At 73.1% G+C, this 22,111-nt stretch carries 25 protein-coding genes; 22 read left to right on the top strand and 3 right to left on the bottom strand.

Annotated elements, in window-relative coordinates:
* Nucleotides 1-226 (bottom strand): hypothetical protein (locus ABZ914_RS23715; RefSeq protein WP_500195726.1); only part of this gene is annotated, 226 nt, incomplete at its 3' end.
* A gap of 113 nt (nucleotides 227-339) precedes the next feature.
* Between ABZ914_RS23715 and ABZ914_RS23710 the strand changes: the two genes are divergently transcribed.
* The 9 genes from ABZ914_RS23710 to ABZ914_RS23670 all read left to right on the top strand — a co-directional run bounded on the left by ABZ914_RS23710 (nucleotide 340) and on the right by ABZ914_RS23670 (nucleotide 8,055).
* Nucleotides 340-1,251 (top strand): TAXI family TRAP transporter solute-binding subunit, encoded by a 912-nt coding sequence (locus ABZ914_RS23710; protein ID WP_500195724.1) that lies wholly within the window; start codon nucleotides 340-342, stop codon nucleotides 1,249-1,251.
* 1 nt (nucleotide 1,252) lies between these two features.
* The gene (locus ABZ914_RS23705) at nucleotides 1,253-2,218 is read left to right on the top strand and encodes a hypothetical protein (RefSeq protein WP_500195723.1); all 966 of its coding nucleotides are present in this window, start codon (nucleotides 1,253-1,255) and stop codon (nucleotides 2,216-2,218) included.
* Nucleotides 2,215-3,315, top strand: coding sequence for an alcohol dehydrogenase catalytic domain-containing protein (locus ABZ914_RS23700; RefSeq protein ID WP_500195721.1), 1,101 nt, complete (start codon nucleotides 2,215-2,217; stop codon nucleotides 3,313-3,315). Before ABZ914_RS23705 ends, ABZ914_RS23700 begins: the two co-directional genes overlap by 4 nt.
* Before the next feature lie 176 nt (nucleotides 3,316-3,491).
* Entirely contained in the window at nucleotides 3,492-4,241 is a 750-nt protein-coding gene (locus tag ABZ914_RS23695; protein WP_500195720.1) for an ABC transporter permease, read from the top strand.
* On the top strand, nucleotides 4,238-5,026 hold the full coding sequence (locus ABZ914_RS23690) for an ABC transporter permease (protein ID WP_500195718.1): 789 nt from the start codon (nucleotides 4,238-4,240) through the stop codon (nucleotides 5,024-5,026). Before ABZ914_RS23695 ends, ABZ914_RS23690 begins: the two co-directional genes overlap by 4 nt.
* A complete protein-coding gene (locus ABZ914_RS23685) occupies nucleotides 5,023-5,793 on the top strand; it encodes an ABC transporter ATP-binding protein (RefSeq protein WP_500195716.1) in 771 nt (256 codons plus the stop codon). The genes ABZ914_RS23690 and ABZ914_RS23685 overlap by 4 nt, the downstream gene beginning before the upstream one ends.
* A gap of 74 nt (nucleotides 5,794-5,867) precedes the next feature.
* Entirely contained in the window at nucleotides 5,868-6,833 is a 966-nt protein-coding gene (locus tag ABZ914_RS23680; protein ID WP_500195714.1) for an ABC transporter substrate-binding protein, read from the top strand.
* Between the two features lie 137 nt (nucleotides 6,834-6,970).
* Nucleotides 6,971-7,417: a DUF6789 family protein gene (locus ABZ914_RS23675; protein ID WP_500195713.1), complete on the top strand. Its 447-nt coding sequence runs from the start codon at nucleotides 6,971-6,973 to the stop codon at nucleotides 7,415-7,417.
* Nucleotides 7,418-7,557: 140 nt separating this feature from the next.
* Nucleotides 7,558-8,055, top strand: a complete 498-nt coding sequence (locus ABZ914_RS23670) for a pyridoxamine 5'-phosphate oxidase family protein (protein ID WP_500195711.1) — start codon at nucleotides 7,558-7,560, stop codon at nucleotides 8,053-8,055.
* 41 nt (nucleotides 8,056-8,096) lie between these two features.
* Here ABZ914_RS23670 and ABZ914_RS23665 read toward each other — a convergent pair whose 3' ends face one another.
* The gene (locus ABZ914_RS23665) at nucleotides 8,097-11,015 is read right to left on the bottom strand and encodes a hypothetical protein (protein WP_500195710.1); all 2,919 of its coding nucleotides are present in this window, start codon (nucleotides 11,013-11,015) and stop codon (nucleotides 8,097-8,099) included.
* 81 nt (nucleotides 11,016-11,096) lie between these two features.
* The gene (locus ABZ914_RS23660; protein ID WP_500195708.1) at nucleotides 11,097-11,507 is read right to left on the bottom strand and encodes a VOC family protein; all 411 of its coding nucleotides are present in this window, start codon (nucleotides 11,505-11,507) and stop codon (nucleotides 11,097-11,099) included.
* Nucleotides 11,508-11,703: 196 nt separating this feature from the next.
* On the opposite strand from ABZ914_RS23660, the gene ABZ914_RS23655 reads away from it, so the two are divergent.
* The 13 genes from ABZ914_RS23655 to ABZ914_RS23595 all read left to right on the top strand — a co-directional run.
* Entirely contained in the window at nucleotides 11,704-12,231 is a 528-nt protein-coding gene (locus tag ABZ914_RS23655) for an aromatic-ring-hydroxylating dioxygenase subunit beta (protein ID WP_500195706.1), read from the top strand.
* 11 nt (nucleotides 12,232-12,242) lie between these two features.
* Nucleotides 12,243-13,601 carry an aromatic ring-hydroxylating oxygenase subunit alpha gene (locus ABZ914_RS23650; RefSeq protein WP_500195705.1) on the top strand — a complete coding sequence of 453 codons (1,359 nt, stop codon included), beginning with the start codon at nucleotides 12,243-12,245 and terminating at the stop codon, nucleotides 13,599-13,601.
* Complete coding sequence (locus tag ABZ914_RS23645; RefSeq protein WP_500195703.1) at nucleotides 13,598-14,218, top strand: isochorismatase family protein; 621 nt, start codon at nucleotides 13,598-13,600, stop codon at nucleotides 14,216-14,218. The genes ABZ914_RS23650 and ABZ914_RS23645 overlap by 4 nt, the downstream gene beginning before the upstream one ends.
* The gene (locus ABZ914_RS23640; RefSeq protein WP_500195701.1) at nucleotides 14,212-15,411 is read left to right on the top strand and encodes an NADH-ubiquinone oxidoreductase-F iron-sulfur binding region domain-containing protein; all 1,200 of its coding nucleotides are present in this window, start codon (nucleotides 14,212-14,214) and stop codon (nucleotides 15,409-15,411) included. Before ABZ914_RS23645 ends, ABZ914_RS23640 begins: the two co-directional genes overlap by 7 nt.
* A 1-nt stretch (nucleotide 15,412) precedes the next feature.
* On the top strand, nucleotides 15,413-15,601 hold the full coding sequence (locus ABZ914_RS23635; protein WP_190861481.1) for a ferredoxin: 189 nt from the start codon (nucleotides 15,413-15,415) through the stop codon (nucleotides 15,599-15,601).
* 3 nt (nucleotides 15,602-15,604) lie between these two features.
* A complete protein-coding gene (locus tag ABZ914_RS23630; protein WP_500195699.1) occupies nucleotides 15,605-16,360 on the top strand; it encodes an SDR family oxidoreductase in 756 nt (251 codons plus the stop codon).
* Nucleotides 16,361-16,395: 35 nt separating this feature from the next.
* Complete coding sequence (locus ABZ914_RS23625) at nucleotides 16,396-17,415, top strand: 2,5-dihydroxypyridine 5,6-dioxygenase NicX family protein (RefSeq protein ID WP_190861485.1); 1,020 nt, start codon at nucleotides 16,396-16,398, stop codon at nucleotides 17,413-17,415.
* A 2-nt stretch (nucleotides 17,416-17,417) separates the two neighbouring features.
* Nucleotides 17,418-18,587, top strand: a complete 1,170-nt coding sequence (locus ABZ914_RS23620; RefSeq protein WP_500195697.1) for a DODA-type extradiol aromatic ring-opening family dioxygenase — start codon at nucleotides 17,418-17,420, stop codon at nucleotides 18,585-18,587.
* A complete protein-coding gene (locus ABZ914_RS23615; protein WP_500195695.1) occupies nucleotides 18,580-19,422 on the top strand; it encodes a nitrilase-related carbon-nitrogen hydrolase in 843 nt (280 codons plus the stop codon). The genes ABZ914_RS23620 and ABZ914_RS23615 overlap by 8 nt, the downstream gene beginning before the upstream one ends.
* A gap of 65 nt (nucleotides 19,423-19,487) precedes the next feature.
* Nucleotides 19,488-19,817 carry a hypothetical protein gene (locus ABZ914_RS23610; protein WP_500195694.1) on the top strand — a complete coding sequence of 110 codons (330 nt, stop codon included), beginning with the start codon at nucleotides 19,488-19,490 and terminating at the stop codon, nucleotides 19,815-19,817.
* Nucleotides 19,814-20,635 (top strand): GntR family transcriptional regulator, encoded by an 822-nt coding sequence (locus tag ABZ914_RS23605; RefSeq protein WP_190861490.1) that lies wholly within the window; start codon nucleotides 19,814-19,816, stop codon nucleotides 20,633-20,635. The genes ABZ914_RS23610 and ABZ914_RS23605 overlap by 4 nt, the downstream gene beginning before the upstream one ends.
* Nucleotides 20,632-21,369, top strand: coding sequence for a maleate cis-trans isomerase family protein (locus ABZ914_RS23600; protein WP_500195692.1), 738 nt, complete (start codon nucleotides 20,632-20,634; stop codon nucleotides 21,367-21,369). Before ABZ914_RS23605 ends, ABZ914_RS23600 begins: the two co-directional genes overlap by 4 nt.
* A gap of 122 nt (nucleotides 21,370-21,491) precedes the next feature.
* Nucleotides 21,492-22,111, top strand: a 620-nt coding sequence (locus ABZ914_RS23595) for a VOC family protein (RefSeq protein ID WP_500195690.1), incomplete at its 3' end; no start/stop codon positions are given.

The raw sequence follows: 22,111 nt of genomic DNA, 5'->3' as shown, positions 1-22,111 counted from the left end.
CGCGCCGTACCCCCGCGGGGCGCTGCACCTCTTTCACGCCTTTGCCCCATCGGATCTGCTGGTCGGGGACCGGGGACCCCCCCGCGACCCCCAGGTGGTCGGCGACCTCCTGGCCGCCGACCACGAGCCTCGAGTCCTCGAACATCAGCAGGATGTCCAAGGCGCGATCAGCGGTGGAGTTGCGTTCGCGGTAACCGCTCGTCCGGTCCGTCGACTGTCCTGTCATGCAGGAAAAGCTACATGAAAACCAGGTCGTCTCTCGTGGTTTCCGAATATCAGGACACTAGTCACGAGATGCGGGACACGCTTACACTGCCGGGACCCTCACGAGGAGAGCGCATGGTCGATCTCAAGCTTCTCTGCCCGGGCGGCAACTTCACCAGCGTGGGCGGCCTGATCGCGCACGGACTCGCGCGCGGCGGGCTGCCGCGCGGCTCGACGGTCTCGGTGGTCACCGGCACGCCCTACGCCGAACTCGCCCTAAACGGCCCCGGCCTGGTGCGGCAGGGCCGCTACCAGGCCGCGATCACCACCCCCGCGTGGCATCTGGCCGGTCAGGACGGGGTGCGGACGCTGGCGAGCTTCGCCCACGACGACCAGCTCGTCCTCGCGGTCCGCAAGCGGCACCGCGTGCGCAGCCTGCACGACGTCCGGGAGCGGAGGCTGCCGCTGAAGATCTCGATGCCGACCCGCGAGTCGGGACACCCGGCGGCCATCGCGCTGGAGCGGCTCTTCTCGCTGTACGGCTTCACGGTCGCCGACCTGGAGGCATGGGGCGGCCGGATCCTGCACGACCGGCCGAAGTACCCCAACCAGCCGGAGTCGGTCCCGGTGGACCCGGCGTTCGACGCGGTCTTCGACGAGGCCGTCATGACCTGGCGGTGGAAGCGGATCAGCGAGACCTACGACCTGGACTACCTCCCCGTCGAGGACGGGATCCTGGCCCGCTGCGCCGAGCTCGGCATGCGGCCGGGGGTGCTGCGCGCCGGGCGGTTGCGAGGGGTCGAGCGGGACGTCCCGACGATCGACTTCTCCGGCTGGGTCCTGTACTGCGCCGAGGACCTGCCCGACGAGACCGCCCGCCTGGTGCTGGAGGCGCTCGACGAGCAGAAGGAGCAGATCTCCGGACGCTTCACCGGGCCGACCGCCGCGATGACGAGCCCGATCGACATGCGGAGCCTGCCGCTGGATCCGCCGGTGCCGCTCCATCCGGGCGCGGCGGCCTTCTACAAGGAGAACGGATACCTCTGACATGGGCCTGGTCCACGAACACCTCGACGCCTTCCCCTTCACCGAACCGCCCGTCGTGCTGGAGCGCGACGAGGACCTGCTGCTCGGCGAGCCGCTGCCGATCCGCGCCCGCGCCCTGCGCGACCACGATCCCCTGGAGGCCGTCCACTTCAGCCCCCGGTACGTCGACGCCGGACGCACCCACCCCAAGGGGCTCTACCAGAACGACTTCCTGCGCATGGAAGTGCAGACGATGACCGGGCGGCAGGGCTTCTATCACCGCAACGCCGACGTCGACGAGGTCTCCTACCAGGTGGCGGGCGGCCGGACCCTGATCACCGAGATCGGCACCATCACCCACGCCCCCGGCGACTTCTCCCGCATCCCGGTCGGTGTGGCCCACGACAACCTCGGCGACGGCGACATCCACCTGCTCTTCTACAGTCCCGCCCCGTTGGCCGAGCGCGTCCCGCCGACCCGCCTCGCCGAGTACCTCCCCACGCCGTTCCCCGGCTGGGAGCCGGCCGTCCAGAACGAGATGATCACCGAGATGCGCGGCGGGCAGGGGGAGGGGATCCATGTCGCGGCGGCGGACGAGCGGCTCCTCCTCGACCGCGCGAAGCGCACCGACGCCCGCATCACGCTGGTGCGGTCCGACCAGACCGTGTGGCTGTACGAGTCGCCGCGGCTCCTCATCGGCCAGGTCGTGGCCGCTTCGTCCGACGGCCGCCGCTACCGCCGCCACCGCGACGCCGACGAGATCCAGTACCAGGTCGCCGGGACGCGGACGCTGGTGACGCAGCGCGGCACGCTCGACCTCGTCCCCGGCGACTTCGTCCGCATACCGCTCGGGATCGCGTTCACCTCCGTCCATTCCGAACCCAGCACGCACCTGGCGGTGGCCGCCGCCGGCGCGGTGCCGCAGGTCGCCGAAGGGACCAAGAAGGCGCGCGGCACCGCTCCCCGCGAGATCGAGGCTCTGCGATGAGCGAGATGCTCGCCGTCCGCGCGCACGCCGGGTCGACGGAACTGCGGGTGGAGAAGGTCGGCGTTCCGCGGGTCGGACCGGAAGACGTGCTGGTCAAGGTGGAGTCGGCGGGCCTGGCGCCGAGCATCGTCAAGCACCTGGCGCGGGGCCGGTTCACCCACCTGCCGAGCACCCCCGGGCACGAGGTGGCCGGCACGGTGGTCGAGACCGGCGCGGACGTCGACACCGCGCTGATGGGGGCGCGGGTCCGGATGCACCCGATGCTGTCGTGCGGATCGTGCCGGTACTGCACGACGGCGCGGCAGCAGATGTGCGGCAATGCCGCGATGATCGGCAACGCCGCGTTCGGCGCCGGCTCGATGGAGCTGTACGCGCGGTACCACGACGGCGGGCTCGCCGAGTACGTCCGGGTCCCGAAGTGGCTCGTCGACCCGCTGCCCGACCATGTCGGCTTCGACGTCGCCGCCAAGCTGCACGAGCTGGGCAACGCCCACCGCGCGCTGAAGAGCGCCGGGCTGCATCCGGGCGGGCGCGTCGTGGTCACGGCCGCGACCGGGGCGATGGGCACCGCGACCGTCAAGCTGGCGGAGTTCTTCGGCGTCCGGGAACTGGTGCTGGTCGGACGGTCGGCCGAACGTCTGGAGGCGGTGCGGCCGCTCGCCGGCGCCGTGCCGGTCAGGACGGTCGCCCTGGAGGAGCTGCCCGGCGACTGGACGGAGGACGACGGGCTGGCCCGCCGGCTCGACGACCTGCTGCCCGGAGGGGCGGACGCCGTCCTCGACTACCTGCCGGGCGGTCCCGGCACGGTTCAGGCGATGCAGGCGCTGGCCACCGGCGGCGCCCTGGTCCACATGGGCGGCAGCGACGCGGCCCTGCCGTTCCCCATCAGGATCATCATGACCCGCTGCTGGCGCGTGGTGGGAACGCGCGGCTGCACCCGCGAGGACACCTCGGCCGTGCTCGACCTGCTGGCGTCCCGGCGGCTCGCGGCCGACGAACTGATCACCCACCGGTTCCCGCTCGCCGACGCGCCCCGGGCCATGGACGCCCTCGTCCGGCGTGCGGAACCGATGTGGATGGCGGTCGTCAACCCCTGAGCCGCGAACTGTCCGGAAATATAGGACATAAGTATTGACTTGCAGGACATCCAACTTGGACACTCGCTGTGACCTGCACCACCTCATGTGAGGAGCCGACAACGTCCAGACAACAGCGCCCGGCGGCCGCTCCACGGCGGTCGTTCCCGGCGCACACGATCGGCCCGAGAGCGCTCGTGGCGGCACGCGGGCTCCTCGGCCTCGCGGCGCTGGCGATGCTCGTGCAGACGCTGGCGTGGTGGGGCCCGCGCGGCTGGGCCGTGCCCGGGCTGGGCCGCCTGGCCTCCGAGGTCGGCCGGCTCGTCTCCGCGCACGGATTCGCCGCCGCCGTGCTCGCCACGATCACGGCGGTCGTGATGGCGGTCGCCGCCGGCCTGGCCGCGGCGGTCGTGCTCGGTGTCGTCTTCGGGTCCAGCCGGCTGGCCTACCGCGCCTTCGGCCTCCCGTTCGAGATCCTCCGCCCCGTCCCCGCCGTCGCCTTCATCCCGCTGGCGATCCTGGCGCTCGGCCAGGGCCGCACCATGGAGGTCGCCGTCGGCGCCCTCGGCTGCTGGTGGCCGATGCTGTTCAACACCGTCTACGGCGTCGGGCAGGTGGACGCCCAGGCCCGGGACGCCGCCCGCGTCCTCGGGTGCGGGCGCCTCGCCCTCGTCGTCCGGGTCGTGCTGCCGTCGATCCTGCCCTTCCTCATGGCGGGCCTGCGCACCGCCGCCCCGCTCGCACTGATCATCGTGATCGGCGCGGAGTACCTGGCGTCGGCGGGGCACGGGCTCGGCGGCGTGCTGATCCAGGCCACCTCCACCGGCGACATCGACGTCCTGTGGGCCACCGCCGTGCTGACCGGGGTGCTGGGCATCGCGATCGGCGCCGCCGTCGCGCTGGCGACCCGGCTGGCCTGCCCCTGGGCCGCGGAGCGGGCACGATGAGGCGGCTCGCCGGCGCCCTGAGCGGCGCCCTCGTCATGGCGGCGATCATCGCGGTGTGGCAGTGGCGGGTCACCGCGCACCCCGTGTTCTTCCTGCCCGCCCCGTCCGCCGTCTGGGAACGGCTGCGCACCGACTGGCTGTCCGGCCCCGCCGGGCACCTGTTCGTCACCGGGACGGCCTGGTCGGCGATCCGGCAGACCTTCGAGACCGCCCTGGCCGGATGGTTCATCGCCTCCTGCGCCGGGGTGGCCGCCGGCGCCGCGATCGGCGCCCTCCCCGCCGTCCGCGACTACACCGGCGCGCCGCTGCTGCTCCTGCGCAGCACCCCGCCGATCGTGGTGGTCCCGCTGTCCATCGCCGTCCTCGGCGTCGGCACCGCGATGCACCTGACCGTGGTCGTGTTCAGCTGCCTGTGGCCCGTGCTGCTCAACACCGCCGCCGGGGTCGCCGACATCGAGCCCCTCCAGGTCGACGTCGCCCGGCTGAACCGCCTGGGCCCGCTGCGGCGCTTCTTCCGCGTTCTGCTTCCTGCCGCCGCGCCGAAGGTCTTCGCCGGCCTCCGGGTGGCGATGTCCCTGGCCATCGTCCTGGCGGTCGGCTCGGAGATGTTCGCCGGCACCGGCGGCCTCGGCGGCGCCGCCCTGCAGGCGCAGACCACCTTCGACGTCCCGGCGCTGTGGGCGACCCTCGCCGTCCTGGCGCTCTTCGGCGTGCTGTTCAACGCCCTCTTCCTGCTCATCGAGAAGTACGCCCTGCGGTGGAATGTCCTAAGGAGCACCCAGTGACCCCTCCCATCCTCGCGGTCGAGGGATTGGAGCACCGTTACGGAACGGGCGAGCGATCCCACCAGGCGATCGCCGCGATCGACTTCGAGCTGCACCGGACCCGGGCGATGTCCATCGTCGGCCCCTCGGGCGCGGGGAAGACCACCCTGCTGCGCTGCCTCACCGGCCTCATCACGCCGACCGGCGGCGTCGTCAGCTTCGAGGGCGCCCCGATCCGCGGCATCCCCGAAGGCATCGGCGTGGTGTTCCAGGACTACAGCCGCTCGCTGTTCCCCTGGCTCAGCGTCATCCGGAACGTGGAGTTCCCGCTGCGCGGAGCCGGACTCGCCCGGGCCGAACGGCACCGGCGCGCCCGCGAGGCACTGGCCAGGGTGGGACTCTCCGACGCCGCCCGGAAGTACCCGTGGCAGCTGTCCGGCGGCATGCAGCAGCGCGTGGCGATCGCCCGCGCGCTGGTCACCGAGCCGCGGCTGCTGCTCATGGACGAGCCCTTCGCGTCCGTGGACGCCCAGACCCGCGCGGACCTGGAGGACCTGGTCCTGGACATCCGTTCGAGCACCAGCACCAGCATCGTCGTCGTCACCCACGACATCGACGAGAGCGTCTACCTCGCCGACACCGTCCTCGTCCTGTCCGGCAGCCCCTCGCACGTCATGGCCACCGTCGCGGTCGACCTGCCCTACCCGCGCGACCAGATCGACACCAAGCGCCTCGACGGCTACCTCGACACCCGCGCCAAGATCTACGACCTGATCCACAGCACCTGATCGTCGCGCGTCATCCCCCACCTGCTCCCGAGTGCCTCCACGTCCACCCCGCCACCCCACACCCTGGAGCCGTCATGCGTTCCGTTCGCCATGCCCGCACCGCCTCGGCCGCCCTCGCCGCCGGACTGCTGGCCGCCTCCGCCTCCGCCTGCTCGTCCGGCTCGGCCTCGGGCGGCACCGGCGGCGGGACCGAACTGAAGGTACTGGTGTCGCCGCAGCCCAACGCCGCTCCCCTCTACATCGCCAAGCAGAAGGGGCTGTTCGCCAAGCAGGGCCTGAACGTGAAGATCATCGCCGGGCAGTCCGGCTCGTCGATCGTCGCCGCCCTGCAGTCCGGCGGCGCCGACCTCGGCCTCGTCAACTACGTCACCGTGTTCTCCGGGGCGTCCCACGGCCTGAAACTGAAGTTCGTCGCGCAGTCGCGAGTGGGGCAGGCCGGAGCCGACGGCATCTTCACCAAGAAGGGCAGTCCCATCCGCTCCATGGCGGACCTGAAGGGCAGGAAGATCGGTGTCCCCGGCACGGGGTCCGTCGCCGATCTGGTCACCGACCTGCGGCTCGCCGAAGCCGGGGTCGCCCCCAAGGACGTGAAGTACGTGCAGATCCCCGTGCCCAACGCCCTGTCCTCCCTCAACAACGGCCAAGTCGACGCCTCCTGGCTCACCGGCACGCAGGAGAGCCAGGCCAAGGCGGCGGGCAACCCGCGCGTCATCGACGCCTGGGCGGGCGGCGCCGCCGGCTTCCCGATCGCCGGATGGGCGGGAACCGAGACCTGGGTCAACGGCCACCGCGACACCGTCGCCAAGCTCCGAGCCGCCCTGAAAGAGGCGTCCCGGCTCGCGCAGAACGACCCGGCGCTCGTCCGCAAGACGCTGCCCGCCTTCATGCACCTCACCCCGGCGCAGGCGTCATCGATCGCGATCCCCGCGACCTGGCCGGTCGACAACGACCCCTCCGGCATGAAACGCGTCTCCGACTCGATGACCAAGCTCGGATTCCTCGACAAGCCGATCCAGCCGGGGGACGTCCTCTCCCAGTAAGCGGCGCGCAGCGGGCGAGCGCCGCGCTCTTCGGCCGGTCTCCGGTGGATGACCGGGGACCGGCCCACGGAGCCGCCGCCGGGGGAGTGGTCATAACGGCCCTGATGACGGGTAGGCCATCGCGCATGAGCGGGCGCATGCGAGCAGCGGGGGAAGGCGCCGTCGCCGGGGTCGTCGCCACCTCGGTCATGACCGGTTGGATGCGGGCGGCTCGCCGCTGCGGGCTCATGCGCGAGCAGCCGCACCACCGCATCGCGCGGGTGGTGCTGCTTCCCGGTTCGAGCGAGAAGCCCACATCGGCCGAGCGTCCGGTCGGAGGGATCGCTCACCTGGGGTTCGGGGCCACCATGGGGGCGGCGTTCGGGCTGCTCACCGGCCGCCACCGGCCCTCCGCGCCGGCCGGAGCGGCCTACGGCGTCGGGGTCTGGGCCGTCAGTTACCAGGGCTGGCTGCCCCTGTCGGGCATCATGCCGCCCGCGCACCGGGACCGCCCAGGGCGTGCGGCGGCCATCTTCATCGCGCACATCCCCTACGGGGTCACCCTGGCCCTCACGCTGCGCCGGATGCGGCGCTCACCCCGGTAGCGGTGAGCGCCGGTCGCCCCGGCGAAAAAAATCTGAAGATCCGTGCGCCGCGGATGTCGAGAAGGCAGGGCCCGCTCCGTCCCAGGGATGCGAGCGGCCAGGAACGGCCCGCCGGACGACCCGACAGAGGAGCGACGACGATGGAACAGCACGAGATCAACGAGATCCTCGGCCGGCCCTACAGCCAGGAGCTGCTGGCCCGCGACCTGACCCGGCTGGCCTACGTCGCCAACGACGGCACGCCCCGCAACGTACCGATCGCGTTCACCTGGAACGGCTCGGAGATCGTCATGTGCACCACCAAGAACGCCCCCAAGCTGCGGTCGCTGCGCCATCGGCCCGAGGTCGCGCTGACGATCGACACCGAGGTCCACCCGCCGAAGATCCTGCTCGTCCGGGGGCGCGCCGAGCTGGACGTCGTCGACGGCATCCCGGAGGAGTACCTCCAGATGAACGGCAGCTACGAGATGACGCCGGAGCAGCGCGTCGAGTGGGAGGCCGAGGTCCGCTCCCTCTACGACGGCATGGTCCGGGTCGTGGTCACGCCGACCTGGGTGAAGCTCATCGACTTCGAGAACACCCTGCCGTCCGCGGTCGAGGAGCTGATGCGGCGGCGGGCCGAACGCGAGCACGCCTGAGACCGCCGCGGCCGGAGCCGGCGGGTGCGCGGTCGAGCCGGTCAGGGAGCCGCGGGCGTGGGCCGGCCGTGGGTGCGCCACCAGGCGGCCGCCGCGCCCGTGGTGAGGCCGGTGGTCCAGAGGTCGGCCGGGTCGTCGGGCAGCAGGCGCTCCCGCAGCGCGTCCCGCATGGGGAAGGGGAGCTCGGCGCCGGTCGTGGGGATGCCGTCGTCCAGGACCTCGGCGGGGAAGGCGCAGACCGCGACGGCGTCCGCCAGGCCGAAACCCGCGCGTTCCGCCAGGTCGCGGACGGTCGCGGTGGCATCGATCGGCGCGGGGCCGCGTTCGGTCAGCAGCCGGATGAGGCGGACGACGCGCTCGGCGTCGCCCCAGCAGGGGACGGGGGCCCGAGCCGCCTGCCAGCCGGGCGGCTCGATGGGGCCGAACGTTCCGGCGGGCGCGTACTCCACGGCCGTCGCGGTCCGGTCGCGTCGCTGGTAGTCCAGGATCAGCAGGGCGCCGTTCGGCGTGCGCCACAGCTCTCCGGGCGCCGTCTTCTCCAGTTGCCTGTCGACCATCTGGCGTTCGGCGTTGGACTGCTCCTCGCCGCCCGAAGGAGTCAGGCGCAGGATCCGGCAGGCTCCGGTGCCGTCGCCGATCGGGGCGTTGGCCCAGAGGCGCAGGACGTCGAGGATGCCTTCGCGCTGCGCGTCGGAGGTCCACGGCAGGACGGCCGGCAGCGCGTGACCCGCGAGGGCGTCCAGGTCGACACCCACATGGCCGCCGGTCGGCAGGGAGACCGTCCGGACGAGGTAGGGCTCGCCGGCCGCGGGCTCGGCGGTCGCCGACTCCAGCGCGCGGGCAAGGAGCCGTTGGCGCACGAGCCACCTCGTCCGCACCGTGGTGCGCGCGAAGGGGAGGCCGGGCGCCGGTGAGACGAGCGCAGGCAACGCCGGAGGCTGGGGCCGGCCGATCCGGTCGCGCAGCTCGATGGCAAGGAGGAGGCACTCGACGGCGGTACGTGCGGCCTGGAGGACGCCGTCGCGCAGGGCGGGCGCGGTCACCTCGGGCAGCACGGCCTCCAGCGCGCCGGCGGCGGCGCGGGGCCCGGCCAGCGTCGCCTCCAGCAGGCGCGCCGCACCCTCGCGGTCGAGACGGCGCAGGGCCGCCGACCCGTCCGCGTCGGCCGGGTCGCGCCGCGGCCACCAGCCGGGCGGCGGCACGAGCCCGCCCTTCGTGCTCATGACGGGCGAGAAGGGCAGCCGGGCCGTCCGGGTCCCGTCGGGGGCGGTGACGGTGATCGCGCCGCGGCTCAACCGGACCTCGCTCGGCCCGGCGGCGCCCGGGAACGTCACCTCGGCGGCTCCCGGCGCCTGGGGCCGCGCGGTGGCGAGGGCGGGGTCCAGGGTCAGCGCGACGGTCTCGCCCGTCCGCCCCTCGACCCGGAACGTCTGCCAGCGGCCGTCCTGGATCCGCGATAGGAGGCCGGTCTCGCCGTCGTACCAGGGCAGCAGCCCTTCGGGCAGTTGGGGAAGCCTCAGCGACAGGCGGCCGTCGCCGGTGACGGACGCGTGGCCGTGCCAGGACCGTTCCGCGATGGTGAGGTATCCGAGGTGCTGGACGATCGTCCGCCCTGCCTTCGGAGACTTGTGCGGCGTCCCGTCGCCGGGCACGGCCAATTCGGCGGGGATGCCGCCGCGCAGGGCCGCCAGCAGGGCGTCCACGGGGTCGGCGGGTTCGAGCCCTTCGGCGACGTCCGGATCCAGGTCGAGGAGACCGCCGCGGCCGGTGAGCCGCACGAGCCGCTGCAGGGCGTCGTGCTGGAAGGGGAGGTCCGGGCGGCCCGCGTCGGCCTTCCAGCCGTCGACGGCTTCGCCCAGCACCTCGCGGGTCTCCGGCAGGTCCCAGAGGGCCCGTACCGTGGCCGCGTAGTCGACGTTCCCGAAATACCCCAGGTCGCGGACGAACGCGTCCAGCAGACCGGCGAAACGCGCGCGTCCCTCCGGCCCGGACGCCACGTCGGCGGCCTGACGGCCCGCGTCGAAGGCCCGTCCCCACCAGCGGGGCGAGTCCGTGTTGATCTCCGCCATCGGGATGACGTGCCGGTGGTCGGGAGGCGGGAGCGCCGGGTCCGTCTCCTCGCCGTACACCACCTCGGCGTCCGGGAAGAGCCGGTCGCCCGCCTGCTCGACGAGCGTCAGCAGGACGGGCGCCGCGCAGCCGCGTCCCGCGCCGCCGAACCAGTGCGCCGGCAGATGCGCGCCCGCTCCGCTCCCGGCCAGGGACTCCAGCCACATCTGCCGGATCTCCTCGGCGACCTCCTCGCCGCTCTCCTCCTCGTGCCGGGCGCGGTCGGGCTCGGCGGCGATCAGCAGCTTCATCAGGTCGCCGTCGCGCCGGGCGACCTCGGCGAGCGGCTCGCGGGCGGCCGCCCAGACCTGGTGGGACGCGATGGGCATGAGCCCGGCGCGCAGCAACCGCTCGGCCAGGAACGCCTCCTCGTCCCGCTTCTTGATCTTCGCGGCGCGGGCCAGCGCGCGCAGGTCGGGAAAGATCCGGGCGTAGGGGATGAGCCCGGCGTCGAACCCCGCGCAGATCACCTCGCGGAAGCGGGCGTGCGCCTCCTCCGCAGGCAGCCGCGCGGCGAGCGTCTTGGCGTAGTCGCGCAGCGCGGCCGGTCCGACGCCCCCCGCGGGCACCAGGTCGAGGAAGACGCCGTGCACCCGGTCGAGGTCGAGGAGCGCGGGATGGTCCTTCTCGATCTTGCGCGCCTGCCCGAACGCCCAGAACGCGAGCTCGCTCTCACCGGCCCGCGCCAGCTCCCGGCAGGCCTGCTCGAAGAACGGCGCCAGCTCGGCGGCGGGCACCGGGCTCGCGGCCCTGGCCAGCATCTTCTTGGCGCCTTTGGGCCCGGCGGCGGCCAGGTCCGCCGGTGCCGGCATCTGCGGGAACCGAGTCATCGCGTCCTTGCCCCTGATCATCCGAACGACCATGAACCTCTGCGACGGCTCGCCCGCGTGATCGGTTCCGCCGGCCGGGCCGAAGCCCCCGGTACGAAGCGGTCAGGGCGTCGCCTGCCCGATCGCCAGGAGGTTGCCCTCGCTGTCGCGGAAGAAGGCGCCGCGCTCGCCGCGTCCCTTGCTGGGGTAGTTGCCGGGGACGGTCACGATCTCGCCCTCGACCGTGAAGCCGGGGACATCGACCTCCTCGAACTCCACACCGCGGGACCGCAGGTCGGCGACGACCCGGTCGAGGTCGTCCACCTCGAAGCCCATCTGCGTCGCGGTGCCGGAGGCGCTCCCGGACGACTGGAACAGGTGGAACTCCGTCGCCCCGCACAGGTAGCGGAGCCCGCCCTCGCGCTCCTCGGCGGCCTCGAGGCCGAGGCGGTCACGGTAAAAGCGCTGGGCCCGGTCCAGGTCCTGGCAGGGGATCTTGGTGACGGCGTGCGCGGAGTCGAGCGGCCCGGCCATGGCATGCCTCCTCAAGGTGATCACTGACGCCCATGGTAGAGATCCGTGCGGGGGGCGCGTCGGCGCGCCGGCGGCGGGGCGACGACCGCGGGGCGAACGCCGGGTGAGAGGGTTTTTACCTGCGGGTTTCGTGTGACCCTTGCTACCCGTCCAAAGTGTATGCAAAAGTGTGGGCACCTTCGGAAGGGAGGCCGCCGTGGTGGGAACCGGCGTGCGGGCGCGTGCGGGCAGCGCGCTCTACAACGAGGTCGTCGACTGGATGGACGTCGAGGCCGAGTTGCTGGACGACTACCGGGAACGCGAGTGGCTGGAGGGCATGGTCAGCCGCGACGTCGTGTACCAGGTGCCGCTGAGGCAGACGGTGGAGCGGGCGCGCGGGACCGGCTTCCTGCCAGGAACGTTCCATCTCGACGAGTCGTACGGCTCGCTGGAGAGCCGGGTCGCCCGCAACGAGACCGCGTACGCCTGGGCGGAGGACCCGCCGTCCCGGATCCGGCACTTCGTCACCAACGTGAAGGTCACCGATCTGGGCGAGGAGCGGGCCGGCGTCCGCAGCAACCTGCTGGTCTACCGCACCCGGCAGGAGCAGACGCAGCCGCAGCTGCTCGCCGGCGAGCGCAGGGACGTGCTGCGCCGCGAGGACGGCGTGCTGCGCCTGCTGCGCCGCGAGGTCCTGCTGGACCTGACCGTGATCGGCACGCACAACCTTTCCATCTTCTTCTGAGGGGGCACTCGATGGCACGGAGCGAGCAGCTCCTCGACGAACTCGCCGAGGGCGTCGCGCGGGGCGAGGTCCCGGTCGGCATCTTCGGCGACCAGGAGATCTACGACCGCGAGCTGCGGTCGATCTTCGGCCGGTGCTGGGTGTACCTGGCGCACGAGTCGGAGATCGAGGCGAAGGGCGACTACGTCCTGCGCAAGATCGGCGAGGACAACTTCATCGTCGTCCGGGACGAGCAGGGCGAGATCCACGTGCTGTTCGACGCCTGCCGGCACCGGGGCGTCCAGGTGTGCCGGTCCGACTCGGGCAACACCTCCCACTTCCGCTGCCCGTACCACGGGTGGACGTACAACACGAAGGGCGACCTCGTCGGCGCCCCGCTGTGGCGGAACGCGTTCGGCGGCATGCCGAAGGAGGGCAACGGGCTGTCGAAGGTCGCCCGCGTCCGCTCCTACCACGGCCTCGTGTTCGCGACGCTCGACCCGACGGCGCCGGAGCTGGAGGAGTACCTCGGCGGCATGGCCTGGTACCTCGACCTGCTGTTCGGCCTGAACGAGCACGGCATCGAGATCATCGGCGCGCCGCAGCGGTTCGTGATCGACGCGAACTGGAAGTCGGGCAGCGACAACTTCTCGGGCGACGACTACCACCTCGGCACGCTGCACCGGTCGGTCTGGGAGATCGGCGCGTTCCCCGTCCCGTTCCGCGAGAACATGATGGGGTACCACATCCAGGCGTCGCCCGGCCACTCGCTGTCGTTCTCGATGGCGCCGACCGAGGACGAGCCCGGCCCGAAGTTCTTCGGCTTCCCCGACGACGTCGCCGCGACGTTCGACACGTCCCGGATCAGCGAGCACCAGCTCGACATCGCCCGCCGCTCGCGGGTGATGGTCGCGAACGTCTTCCCGAACTTCTCGATCCTCGCGCTGCCGATGACGGAGGACGGCGCGAACCACCCGCCGACCGGCGTGATGACGATCCGGACGTGGCAGCCGCACGGCGTCGGCCAGGTCGAGATCTGGAACTGGTTCTGCGTCTACAAGAACATGACGCCCGCGCAGAAGGACCGGGCGTACCGGGCGGGGCTCGGCACGTTCTCGATGGGCGGCGCCTTCGAGATGGACGACACCGAGCCGTGGATCACGGTGAGCCGCACCGGCCGGTCGGTGGCGGCGGACCTGCTCGACTTCAAGCTGAACTACCAGATGGGGATGCCCGGCGTCGGGATCGCGAAGGAGGTCCCGGACTGGCCGGGGCCCGGCATCGCGTACTGGACGCGGTACGAGGAGGGCGTCCAGCGCAACCTGTACCGGTTCTACGCCGACATGATGCGCGCCGAGCCCGGCACCTGGCCGAAACTGACGTTCGAATGAGCGACTGGATCGCGGCGACGCGGGAGCGGTACGGGCGCGGCGGCCTCGCGGGCCGCCTCGCCTGGGGCGACCGCCCGGCGGTGGTCGTGGTGGACCTCATCGAGGGGTTCACCGACCCCGAATGCCCGCCCGGCTCGGACCTGGACGCGGTGGTGGCGCGCACCGGCACGCTGCTGGAACGCGCGAAGGCGGCGGGCGTCCCGATCTTCCTCACGACGATCGCCTACACCCCGGACGACCTGGACGGCCTCGTGTGGCTCCGCAAGATGCCCGCGCTCCGCGCCCTGACCCAGGGGTCGCGGTGGGTGGAGGTGGACGGGCGGCTGCCCGTCCGCGAACCGGTGATCGCCAAGAAGGCGGCCTCCGCGTTCGCGGGCACCGACCTCGCCGAGCGGCTCGCGGCGGAGCGGGTGGACACGCTCGTCGTGTGCGGCGCGACCACGTCCGGCTGCGTCCGGGCGACCGCCGTGGACGCCTGCGCGCTGGATTTCGCGGTGTTCGTCCCGCGCGAGTGCGTCGGCGACCGCGAGCCCGGCCCGCACGAGGCGAACCTGCTGGACATCGACGCCAAGTACGGCGACGTCGTGGGCATCGAGGAGGTGCTGGCCCGGTGGTGACATCGACGCTCGCCGCCCCCCGGCTGCTGACGCCGGGGCCGCTCGGCCTCGCCGCCGAGCGCGGGCGCGGCACGTACGAGCCTCCCGCGTGCGGCGACGTGATCGCCGAACTGGCGGCCGCCGGGCTGCGCGGCCGGGGCGGCGCCGGATTCCCCGCGCACGTCAAGTGGCGCGCGGTCGCCGACGGGCCCGGCCCGCGCGTGGTCGTGGCGAACGGCGAGGAGGGCGAGCCCAGCTCGCGCAAGGACCGGTGGCTGCTGCTGAACCGCCCGCACCTGGTGCTGGACGGCCTGCTGCTCGCCGCCCGCACGGTCGGCGCGGACCGCGCCGTCGTCTACCTGTCCCACGCCGAGACGGTCGCGGCGGTGCGCGCCGCGATCGCGGAGATGCCCCCGCTCGACGGGCCCGTCCCGGAGGTCCACGTCGTCGAGCCGACGTACGTGGCGGGGGAGGAGACGGCCGTGTGCCGGTCGATCGGCGGCGGCCCCGCGCTGCCGCTGGCCCGCCCCCCGCGGGTGTGCGACTCCGGCGTGGACGGGCGCCCGACGCTCGTGTCGAACGTCGAGACGCTCGCGCACGCCGCGTGGATCTCCCGGAACGGCGCCGCCGCGTACCGCGAGAACGGCACCGAGGAATCGCCCGGGACGACGCTCGTCACCCTGACCGGCGCGTGCGCGGATCCCGGCGTGTACGAGGTGCCGTTCGGCCTGACCGTCGCGGAGCTGTTCGCCCTCGCGGGCGGCTTCACCAGCGAGCCCGCCGGGTTCGTGATGGGCGGCTGGTTCGGCGGGCTGCTCGGCCCGTCCCACGCCGGGACGACCTGCACCTACGAGGCGGTGCGCGCGGCCGGCTCCGGACTCGGCTGCGGCGCGATCACCGCGCTGCCCGCCGGGACGGACCCGCTCGCCGTCGCCGCCGACATCACCGCCTGGTACGCCCGCGAGTCGGCGCGGCAGTGCGGCGTCTGCGCCAAGGGCACCGCCGCGATCCGCGACGTGTTCGCGGCGCTCAAGGACGGCACGGCGACCGACAAGGACCGCGACAACCTGCGGCGCTGGGGCGACACGCTCCCCGGCCGCGGCGCGTGCGCGTTCCTGGACGGCGCCGCCGGATGGGCGCGGACCGTCCGCGCCGAGTTCCCGGCCGGCTTCGAACGGGACCTCGACCACGACCTCGAACGGGAGGAGAACTGACATGAAGGTGTTCGTCGACGCCACCAAGTGCAGCGGCTACGGCACGTGCGCGGAGACCGCCCCGGACCTGTTCCAGCTCGACGACTGGGGCTACGCCTCGGTGATCGGCGACGGCGTCCCCGCCGACCCGGACGCCGCGCGGCGCGCCGCCGCGCAGTGCCCCGAGGCCGCCATCACGATCGAGGACTGACCGGTGGACCTCGAACTGGACGGCAGGGTCGCGCTCGTCACCGCCGCGAGCCGCGGCATCGGCGCGGCCATCGCCGGCCTGCTCGCCGCCGAGGGCGCGGACGTCGCCGTCAGCGCCCGCACGCCGGAGGCCGCGCCGGGCCGCACCCCCTACCCGGTGGACCAGTCGGACCCGGCGGCCGTGGAGCGGCTCGTCCCCGACGTCGTCGCCGCGCACGGCCGGCTCGACGCGCTCGTCATCAACACCCCGGGGCCGAAGATCGTGCCGTTCCTGGAGACCGTCCGGGAGGACTGGACGCTGGCCTACGACCAGCTCGTCCGGCCCGCCGTGCAGCTCGCGTCCGCCGGGGCCCGGCAGATGGCCGAGCAGGGCGGCGGCTCGATCCTGTTCATCACCTCGACCTGGGTGAAGCAGCCCGCGCCGGGCGGCGTGCTCTCGGCGTCGATGCGGTCGCTGCTGTCGGCGCTGGCCAAGCAGATGTCGCTGGAGCTGGCGCCGCTCGGCGTCCGCGTCAACCAGCTGATGCCCGGCGCGACCGGCACCGACCGGATGCGGAACATCGCCGCGGCGAAGGCCAAGGCGAACGGGACGACCGAGGAGGAGGAGCACGCGAAGGTCGTGTCCGCGATCCCGCTCGGCCGGTGGGCCGAGCCCGCCGAGATCGCCCGCGCCGCCGCGTACCTGCTGTCTCCCGCCGCCGGGTTCGTCACCGGCGAGGCGTTCGCGGTCGACGGCGGCGCGCTGCGCTCCACCCTCTGAGAGCCGCGCCCCACCCTCTGAGAAAGGACAACGACATGCCGAAGACCCTGCGGGAACTGTTCGTCGACCAGTACCGGCTGTGCGCGCTCAAGCCGTCGGAGACGGTCGCGGTGATCTCCGAGCTCGGGAAGAAGACCGACTACGCCGAGGCGGCCGTGGCCGCGGCCCGCGACATCGGCGCGGGCGCGCTCGTGCTCACCGCGTCCAGCCTGTCCAACCCGCTGCTGCCGCCCTACGAGGCGGACGGCCGGGAGGTCGCGGCGCTGCTCGCCGCGGCCGCCGAGTGCGACCTCGTCATCGACGTGACGGTGGAGGGCCTGATCCACTCCGACGTCCGGACGCGGATCACCGGGAACGGCAAGCGGATGCTGTTCGTCGCCGAGCCCGCCAACGTGCTGGAGCGCCTGATGGGCGACGAGAGCCTGCGCGCGGTCGTCGAGGCGGGCGGCCGGCGGCTGAAGGCGGGCAGCACGCTGCGCGTGACGTCCTCGGCCGGCACCGACCTGACCGCCGACATCTCCGGCGAGGACCTCCCCATCACCCACCAGTGGGGCTACGTGGACGAGCCGGGCCGCTGGGACCACTGGCCGAGCGGGTTCGTCGCCTGCTTCCCGCACGACCGGACCGCCGAGGGGACGATCGTCCTGCAGCCCGGCGACGTGCTGATCCCGTGGCAGCGCGCGGTCCGCGACACGGTGACGATGACGATCGAGAAGGGCTTCATCACCAAGGTCGAGGGCCCCGGGAACGACGCGTTCGTCCTGCGCGACTACTTCGACGCGTGGGACGACGAGAACGTGTACGCCGTCTCGCACATGGGCTGGGGCGTGCACCCGATCGCCCGGTGGTCGGCGTTCGAGGTCTACGAGCCGCGCTCGCTGTACGGGCAGGAGCTGCGCTCGACGTCGGGCAACTTCATGTGGTCGACGGGCCCGAACCGGTTCGCGGGCCGCGAGACCCCGGCGCACCTGGACATCCCGATGCGCGGCTGCACCGTCGAGATCGACGGGCACGCGGTCGTCCGCGACGGGGTCCTGACGGGCGAGGAGGAGTGACCGTGGGGAAAAGCGACGGTGCGGGGAACGGTGCCAGGGTGGTGAACGCGAAGGTCCTCGAGCAGGCGATCCTGGCGCTCGGCCGCGACACGGCGCTGCTCGCCCGGTTCCGCGCCGACCCGGCCGGGGTCGGGGCGGAACTCGGCCTGGACGCCGAGTGGGCCGGGGTCATCGCGGAGGGGCGGCGCGACCGGCTCCGCTCGGCCGGCGTCGTGGACGGCATCACCATCCTCGTCAGCCGGTGGTTCGCCGACGACCTCGGCGACTCGACCAGCGCGAGCCGCTTCCACGTGGAGCACTCGGCGCCGCTGCCCGACCCCGACGTCCCGGCGAACCTGGTGTTCGCGGGCGGCTGCTCGCACGTCCCCGACCTGCTGGCCCGCCCGGAGATCGACCCGGCGGACGGGGTCGCCCGGCTCACCGAGGGGTACCGGCGGCTCGGCGAGCGGATCGCCGCGGCGGACCCCGACGTGCTGATCGTGACGGCCGACTGCCACTTCCAGAGCTTCCGGACGGGCGCGTTCGTCGTCGGGACGGCCGCGTCCCACACCGGGTCGATGGAGTTCTTCAAGCGCCCCGATCTGGACCTCGCGCTGACCGGCGCGCCCGCCTTCGCGCGCTCCGTCGTGGACGCGGTCCGCGCCGAGGGCATGGAGGTCGAGGAGGCGGACCGGGTCGACCTGGACCACGGGCTGATCGTCCCGCTGCGGCAGGTGCTGCCGCGCCCCGACCTGCCGGTGATCCCGATCATCACGCAGCCGGCGCGGACGTTCTCGCCGTTCGGCGCGCGGGCGTTCGGGGAGGTGCTGCGCACCGTCCTGGAGACGCGGGGCGATCGCGTGGCGATGCTCGCGACCGGCGGGCTCTCGCACTGGCTCGACCCGGGCAGGTTCGGCGGCGTGGACGTCGAGTTCGACACCTACATCCTGGAGATGCTCCAGGCCGGCCGCGGCAACGACCTCGGCAACCTGGAGCCGTACCCGCTGCTGGACCACGGCCAGTACGAGTTCCTCAACTGGCTGATCATGCTCGGGCTGGTCGGCCCGGGCGTGCCCGCCGAGGTGCTCGCCTACGAGCCGATGGAGGCGTCCGGCGGCGGCTGGACGGTCGTCGACCTGCCCCTCCCGGAGCGGGCCGGACGCGCGTCCGGGCGGGAGCACGCGCATGCATGACCGGACGCTGACCGTCGGCCTCACCCAGTGGCATGCGACCCGCGACGTCGCCGCCAACGCCGAGACGGCGTGCGCGATGATCGGCGAGTGCGCGGGCGCCGACCTGGTGCTGCTCCCGGAGAACGGGCTGATGCTCGGCACCAACACCGAGATGCGGGACGCGGCGCTGGCGGTCGACGCCCCGGAGATCGGGGCGCTGCGGCGGGCCGCGAAGGCGGCGGCGTCGACGGTCGTCCTCGGCGGCTTCAAGCGGCGGGTGGACGGCGGCATCCGCAACACCGCGCTCGTCATCGGCCCGGACGGCGAGATCGCCGGCGGCTACGACAAGATCCACCTGTTCGACGCGCGGATCGACGGCCGCTCGTTCGAGGCGTCCGGTGTCGAGACGGCCGGCGACCGGCCCGCCCTGCTGCGCGTCGCGGGCGCCACCGTCGGCCTGACGATCTGCTACGACGTGCGCTTCCCCGAGCTGTACCGGGCGCTGGCCCTGGCGGGCGCGGAGGTGCTGCTCGTCCCGTCGGCGTTCACGCAGCGGACGGGGGAGGCGCACTGGGAGCTGCTGCTGCGCGCCCGCGCGGTGGAGAACTCCGCCTTCGTGGTCGCGTCGGCGACCGTCCGGGGCGCCGAGGACGACGCGTTCCCCACCTACGGCCACGCCCTCGCCGCAGGGCCGTGGGGAGAGGTGCTGGCCGACCTCGGGACGGCGCCCGCCGCGAGCCGGGTCCTCGAACTGGACCTCGGCGAGGCGGCGCGGCGCAGGGAAACGCTCCCCGTGCTGCGCGGGGTGCGCCCGGACGCCTACGGTATCCCCGCAGAGATCATCGACATCGGCTGAGCCGCGGCCGGCCGAACCGCGACCGAAGCCACATCCGACCGAGCCACGACTGAGGGGGACGGGACATGTCCGCGGAACCGGAACTGCCCGAGGGGATCGTCCGAGCGGGGGAGCCGATCGGCATCGGGAACGAGTTCACCGGCGTCCAGGTCCGCAAGGTGTGGACGCGCCAGGGCGAGCGCCTGGAGATCCTCGTCCCGAGGCACGGGCACCGCATCCTGCTGGACGCCATGCAGCTGGAGATCATCGCGCGGCAGGACCCGGAGCGGTTCACCCAGCTGTTCGCGGTGGCCCTCGGCTCCGAGGACGCGCCGGGCGCCGGGTGGGACCCGGACGCGGGACGGGATACGGGCGCCGGCGACGGCCCGGGCGGCGAGGAGGCCGGGCACCGATGACCGAGTCCAGGCCGGGCAACACGGTCGACGCGATCTACCAGACGCTCCGGGAGCGGATCATCGACGGCGCCTACGCGCCCGGCCTGCGGCTGTCCCAGGGCGGGCTGGCCACCGAGCTGGAGGTGTCCCGGACGCCGCTGCGCGAGGCGCTGCACCGGCTGGAGGCCGACGGCCTCGTGGTCGCGGAGGCCAACCGCGGCATGGAGGTCGCGCCGACCAGCGCCGCGCACGTCGAGCAGTACTACGGGCTCCGGCTGCTGGTGGAGCCGCCGACGATCGCCGGGATCGTCGCCGAGCTCACCGCCGGCGACCTGGCGCGGATGGACGCCGACCTCGAGCGGATGGAGGGCGACGGCCGCCGCATCCGCGACTTCCAGGAGGCGCACCTCCGGTTCCACCAGACCGCGCTCGGCCGCTACCCCCGGGCGTGGGCGGAGCTGACCGAGTCGCTGCACCTGAAGATCTACCGGCACCAGCGGCTCTACCTGTCCCACCCCGAGGCGCCGGAGGACTTCACCCGGCTGGACCGGCTGCTGCTGGAGGCGATGCGCGACCGCGACGCCCAGTCCGCCCGGCAGATCCTGGAGTTCCACCTGATCGACGCCGCGCTCGGGCTCGTCCTCGACCAGGAGCCCGACCACGCCTTCGGCCCCCTGCCGCTCGCCGCGCGCGGGCTCGGCATCGAGCTCGGCACGACGCCGGACGGCCGGATCGAGCGCCCCGGGACGCTGCGCTGGCTGCGGCCCGGCGTGCGCGGCGGGCTGAACCTGTCCACCGCCAACCTGCGGCACGTCCGCGAAGAAGGAGACACCGAATGACCGCGATCCGCTTCGGCATGATCGTGCCCAGCTCGAACACCACGATGGAGACCGAGATCCCCGCGATGCTGCGGGCCCGCGAGGAGGTCGCGCCGGAGCGGTTCACGTTCCACTCCGCGCGGATGCGGATGCAGCACGTGGACCCCGAGCAGCTCCGCGCGATGGACGACCAGTCCCTGGTGTGCGCCGAGCAGCTCGCCGACGCGGACGTGGACGTGATGGCCTACGCCTGCCTCGTCGCGATCATGGCGCACTCGCCCGGCTACCACCGGGTCAGCCAGCGGCGGCTGTCGGCGGTCGCGGGGAAGGCGCCGGTGCTGACGTCGGCGGGCGCGCTGGTCGAGGGGCTGCAGCACCTCGGCGCCAAGAAGGTCTCCGTCATCACCCCGTACATGAAGCCGCTGACCGGGACGGTCTGCGAGTACATCGAGGCCGAGGGCGTCGAGGTCCAGGACTCCGTCAGCCTGGAGGTCTCCGACAACCTCGCGGTCGGGCGGCTCGACCCCGCGAACCTCGTCGACATCGCCGCGAAGGTCGACACCTCGGGCGTCGACGCGCTCGTGCTGAGCGCGTGCGTGCAGATGCCGTCGCTGCCGGTCGTGCAGCGGATCCAGGACGCGTTCGACATCCCGGTGGTGACCGCGTCGGTCGCCACCGTATGGCGGACGCTGCGCGAGCTCGGCCTGGAGCCGGTCGTCCCCGGCGCCGGCTGGCTGCTCGCGGACCGGAGCTGACCTTTTCGGCTCCATAGGTGCATGCAGTTCTGCATTCAGCTGTGCATGCATCGGAGAACCCCCACCCCCACGCCCAGCAGGCGGTGCCGCTCACCGCCGGCAATGCCTGACCGGAGGAGACCATGCGCGTACACGGAATGGCCTGGGTCGGCTCGCGGACGCCGCGCTTCGACTCCATGCGCAGCTTCCTCGCCGACGTCGTCGGCCTCCCGATCGGCCTCGACCAGCCCGGCGCGGTCGTGTTCGACCTGCCCGACGGCGACGCCTTCGAGGTGTTCAAGCCCGCCGACACCGAGCACTCCTTCTTCGAGCACCCGGTCGCGGGCCTCCTCGTGGACGACGTCCGCGCGGCCCGCGAGGAGCTCGAGGCGCACGGCGTCGCGTTCATCGGCGACGTCCACGTGGGCGTCGAGACGTCCTGGGCCACCGAGTGGTCGCACTTCCGCGCCCCCGACGGGCACGTCTACGTGCTGGTCAGCCGCCCCGCGGCGCATCCGGGCGGGGGCCGCCGCGCGTTCGACGAGCTGCGGATCTGCCTGCGCGTCCCCGACCTCGACGCGGCCGTCCGGACCTACCGGGACGGCCTCGGGCTGCCGGTCGTGGACGAATGGACGCACCCGGGCGGGCAGCGCGGCGTGCTGTTCGCCGTCGCGCCCGCCGCGATCGAGCTGTTCGACGAGGCCCAGTGGGACTTCGTCGACGACGCCGAGACCGGGACCCGGCACGGCCGCGACCACGCCCT

The sequence above is a fragment of the Spirillospora sp. NPDC046719 genome (assembly GCF_040645715.1).
In the GTDB taxonomy this organism is placed as follows: Bacteria; Actinomycetota; Actinomycetes; order Streptosporangiales; family Streptosporangiaceae; genus Spirillospora.
The sequence above is the reverse complement of the archived record's forward strand: the minus strand, read 5'-3'. Positions and strand labels throughout refer to the sequence as shown.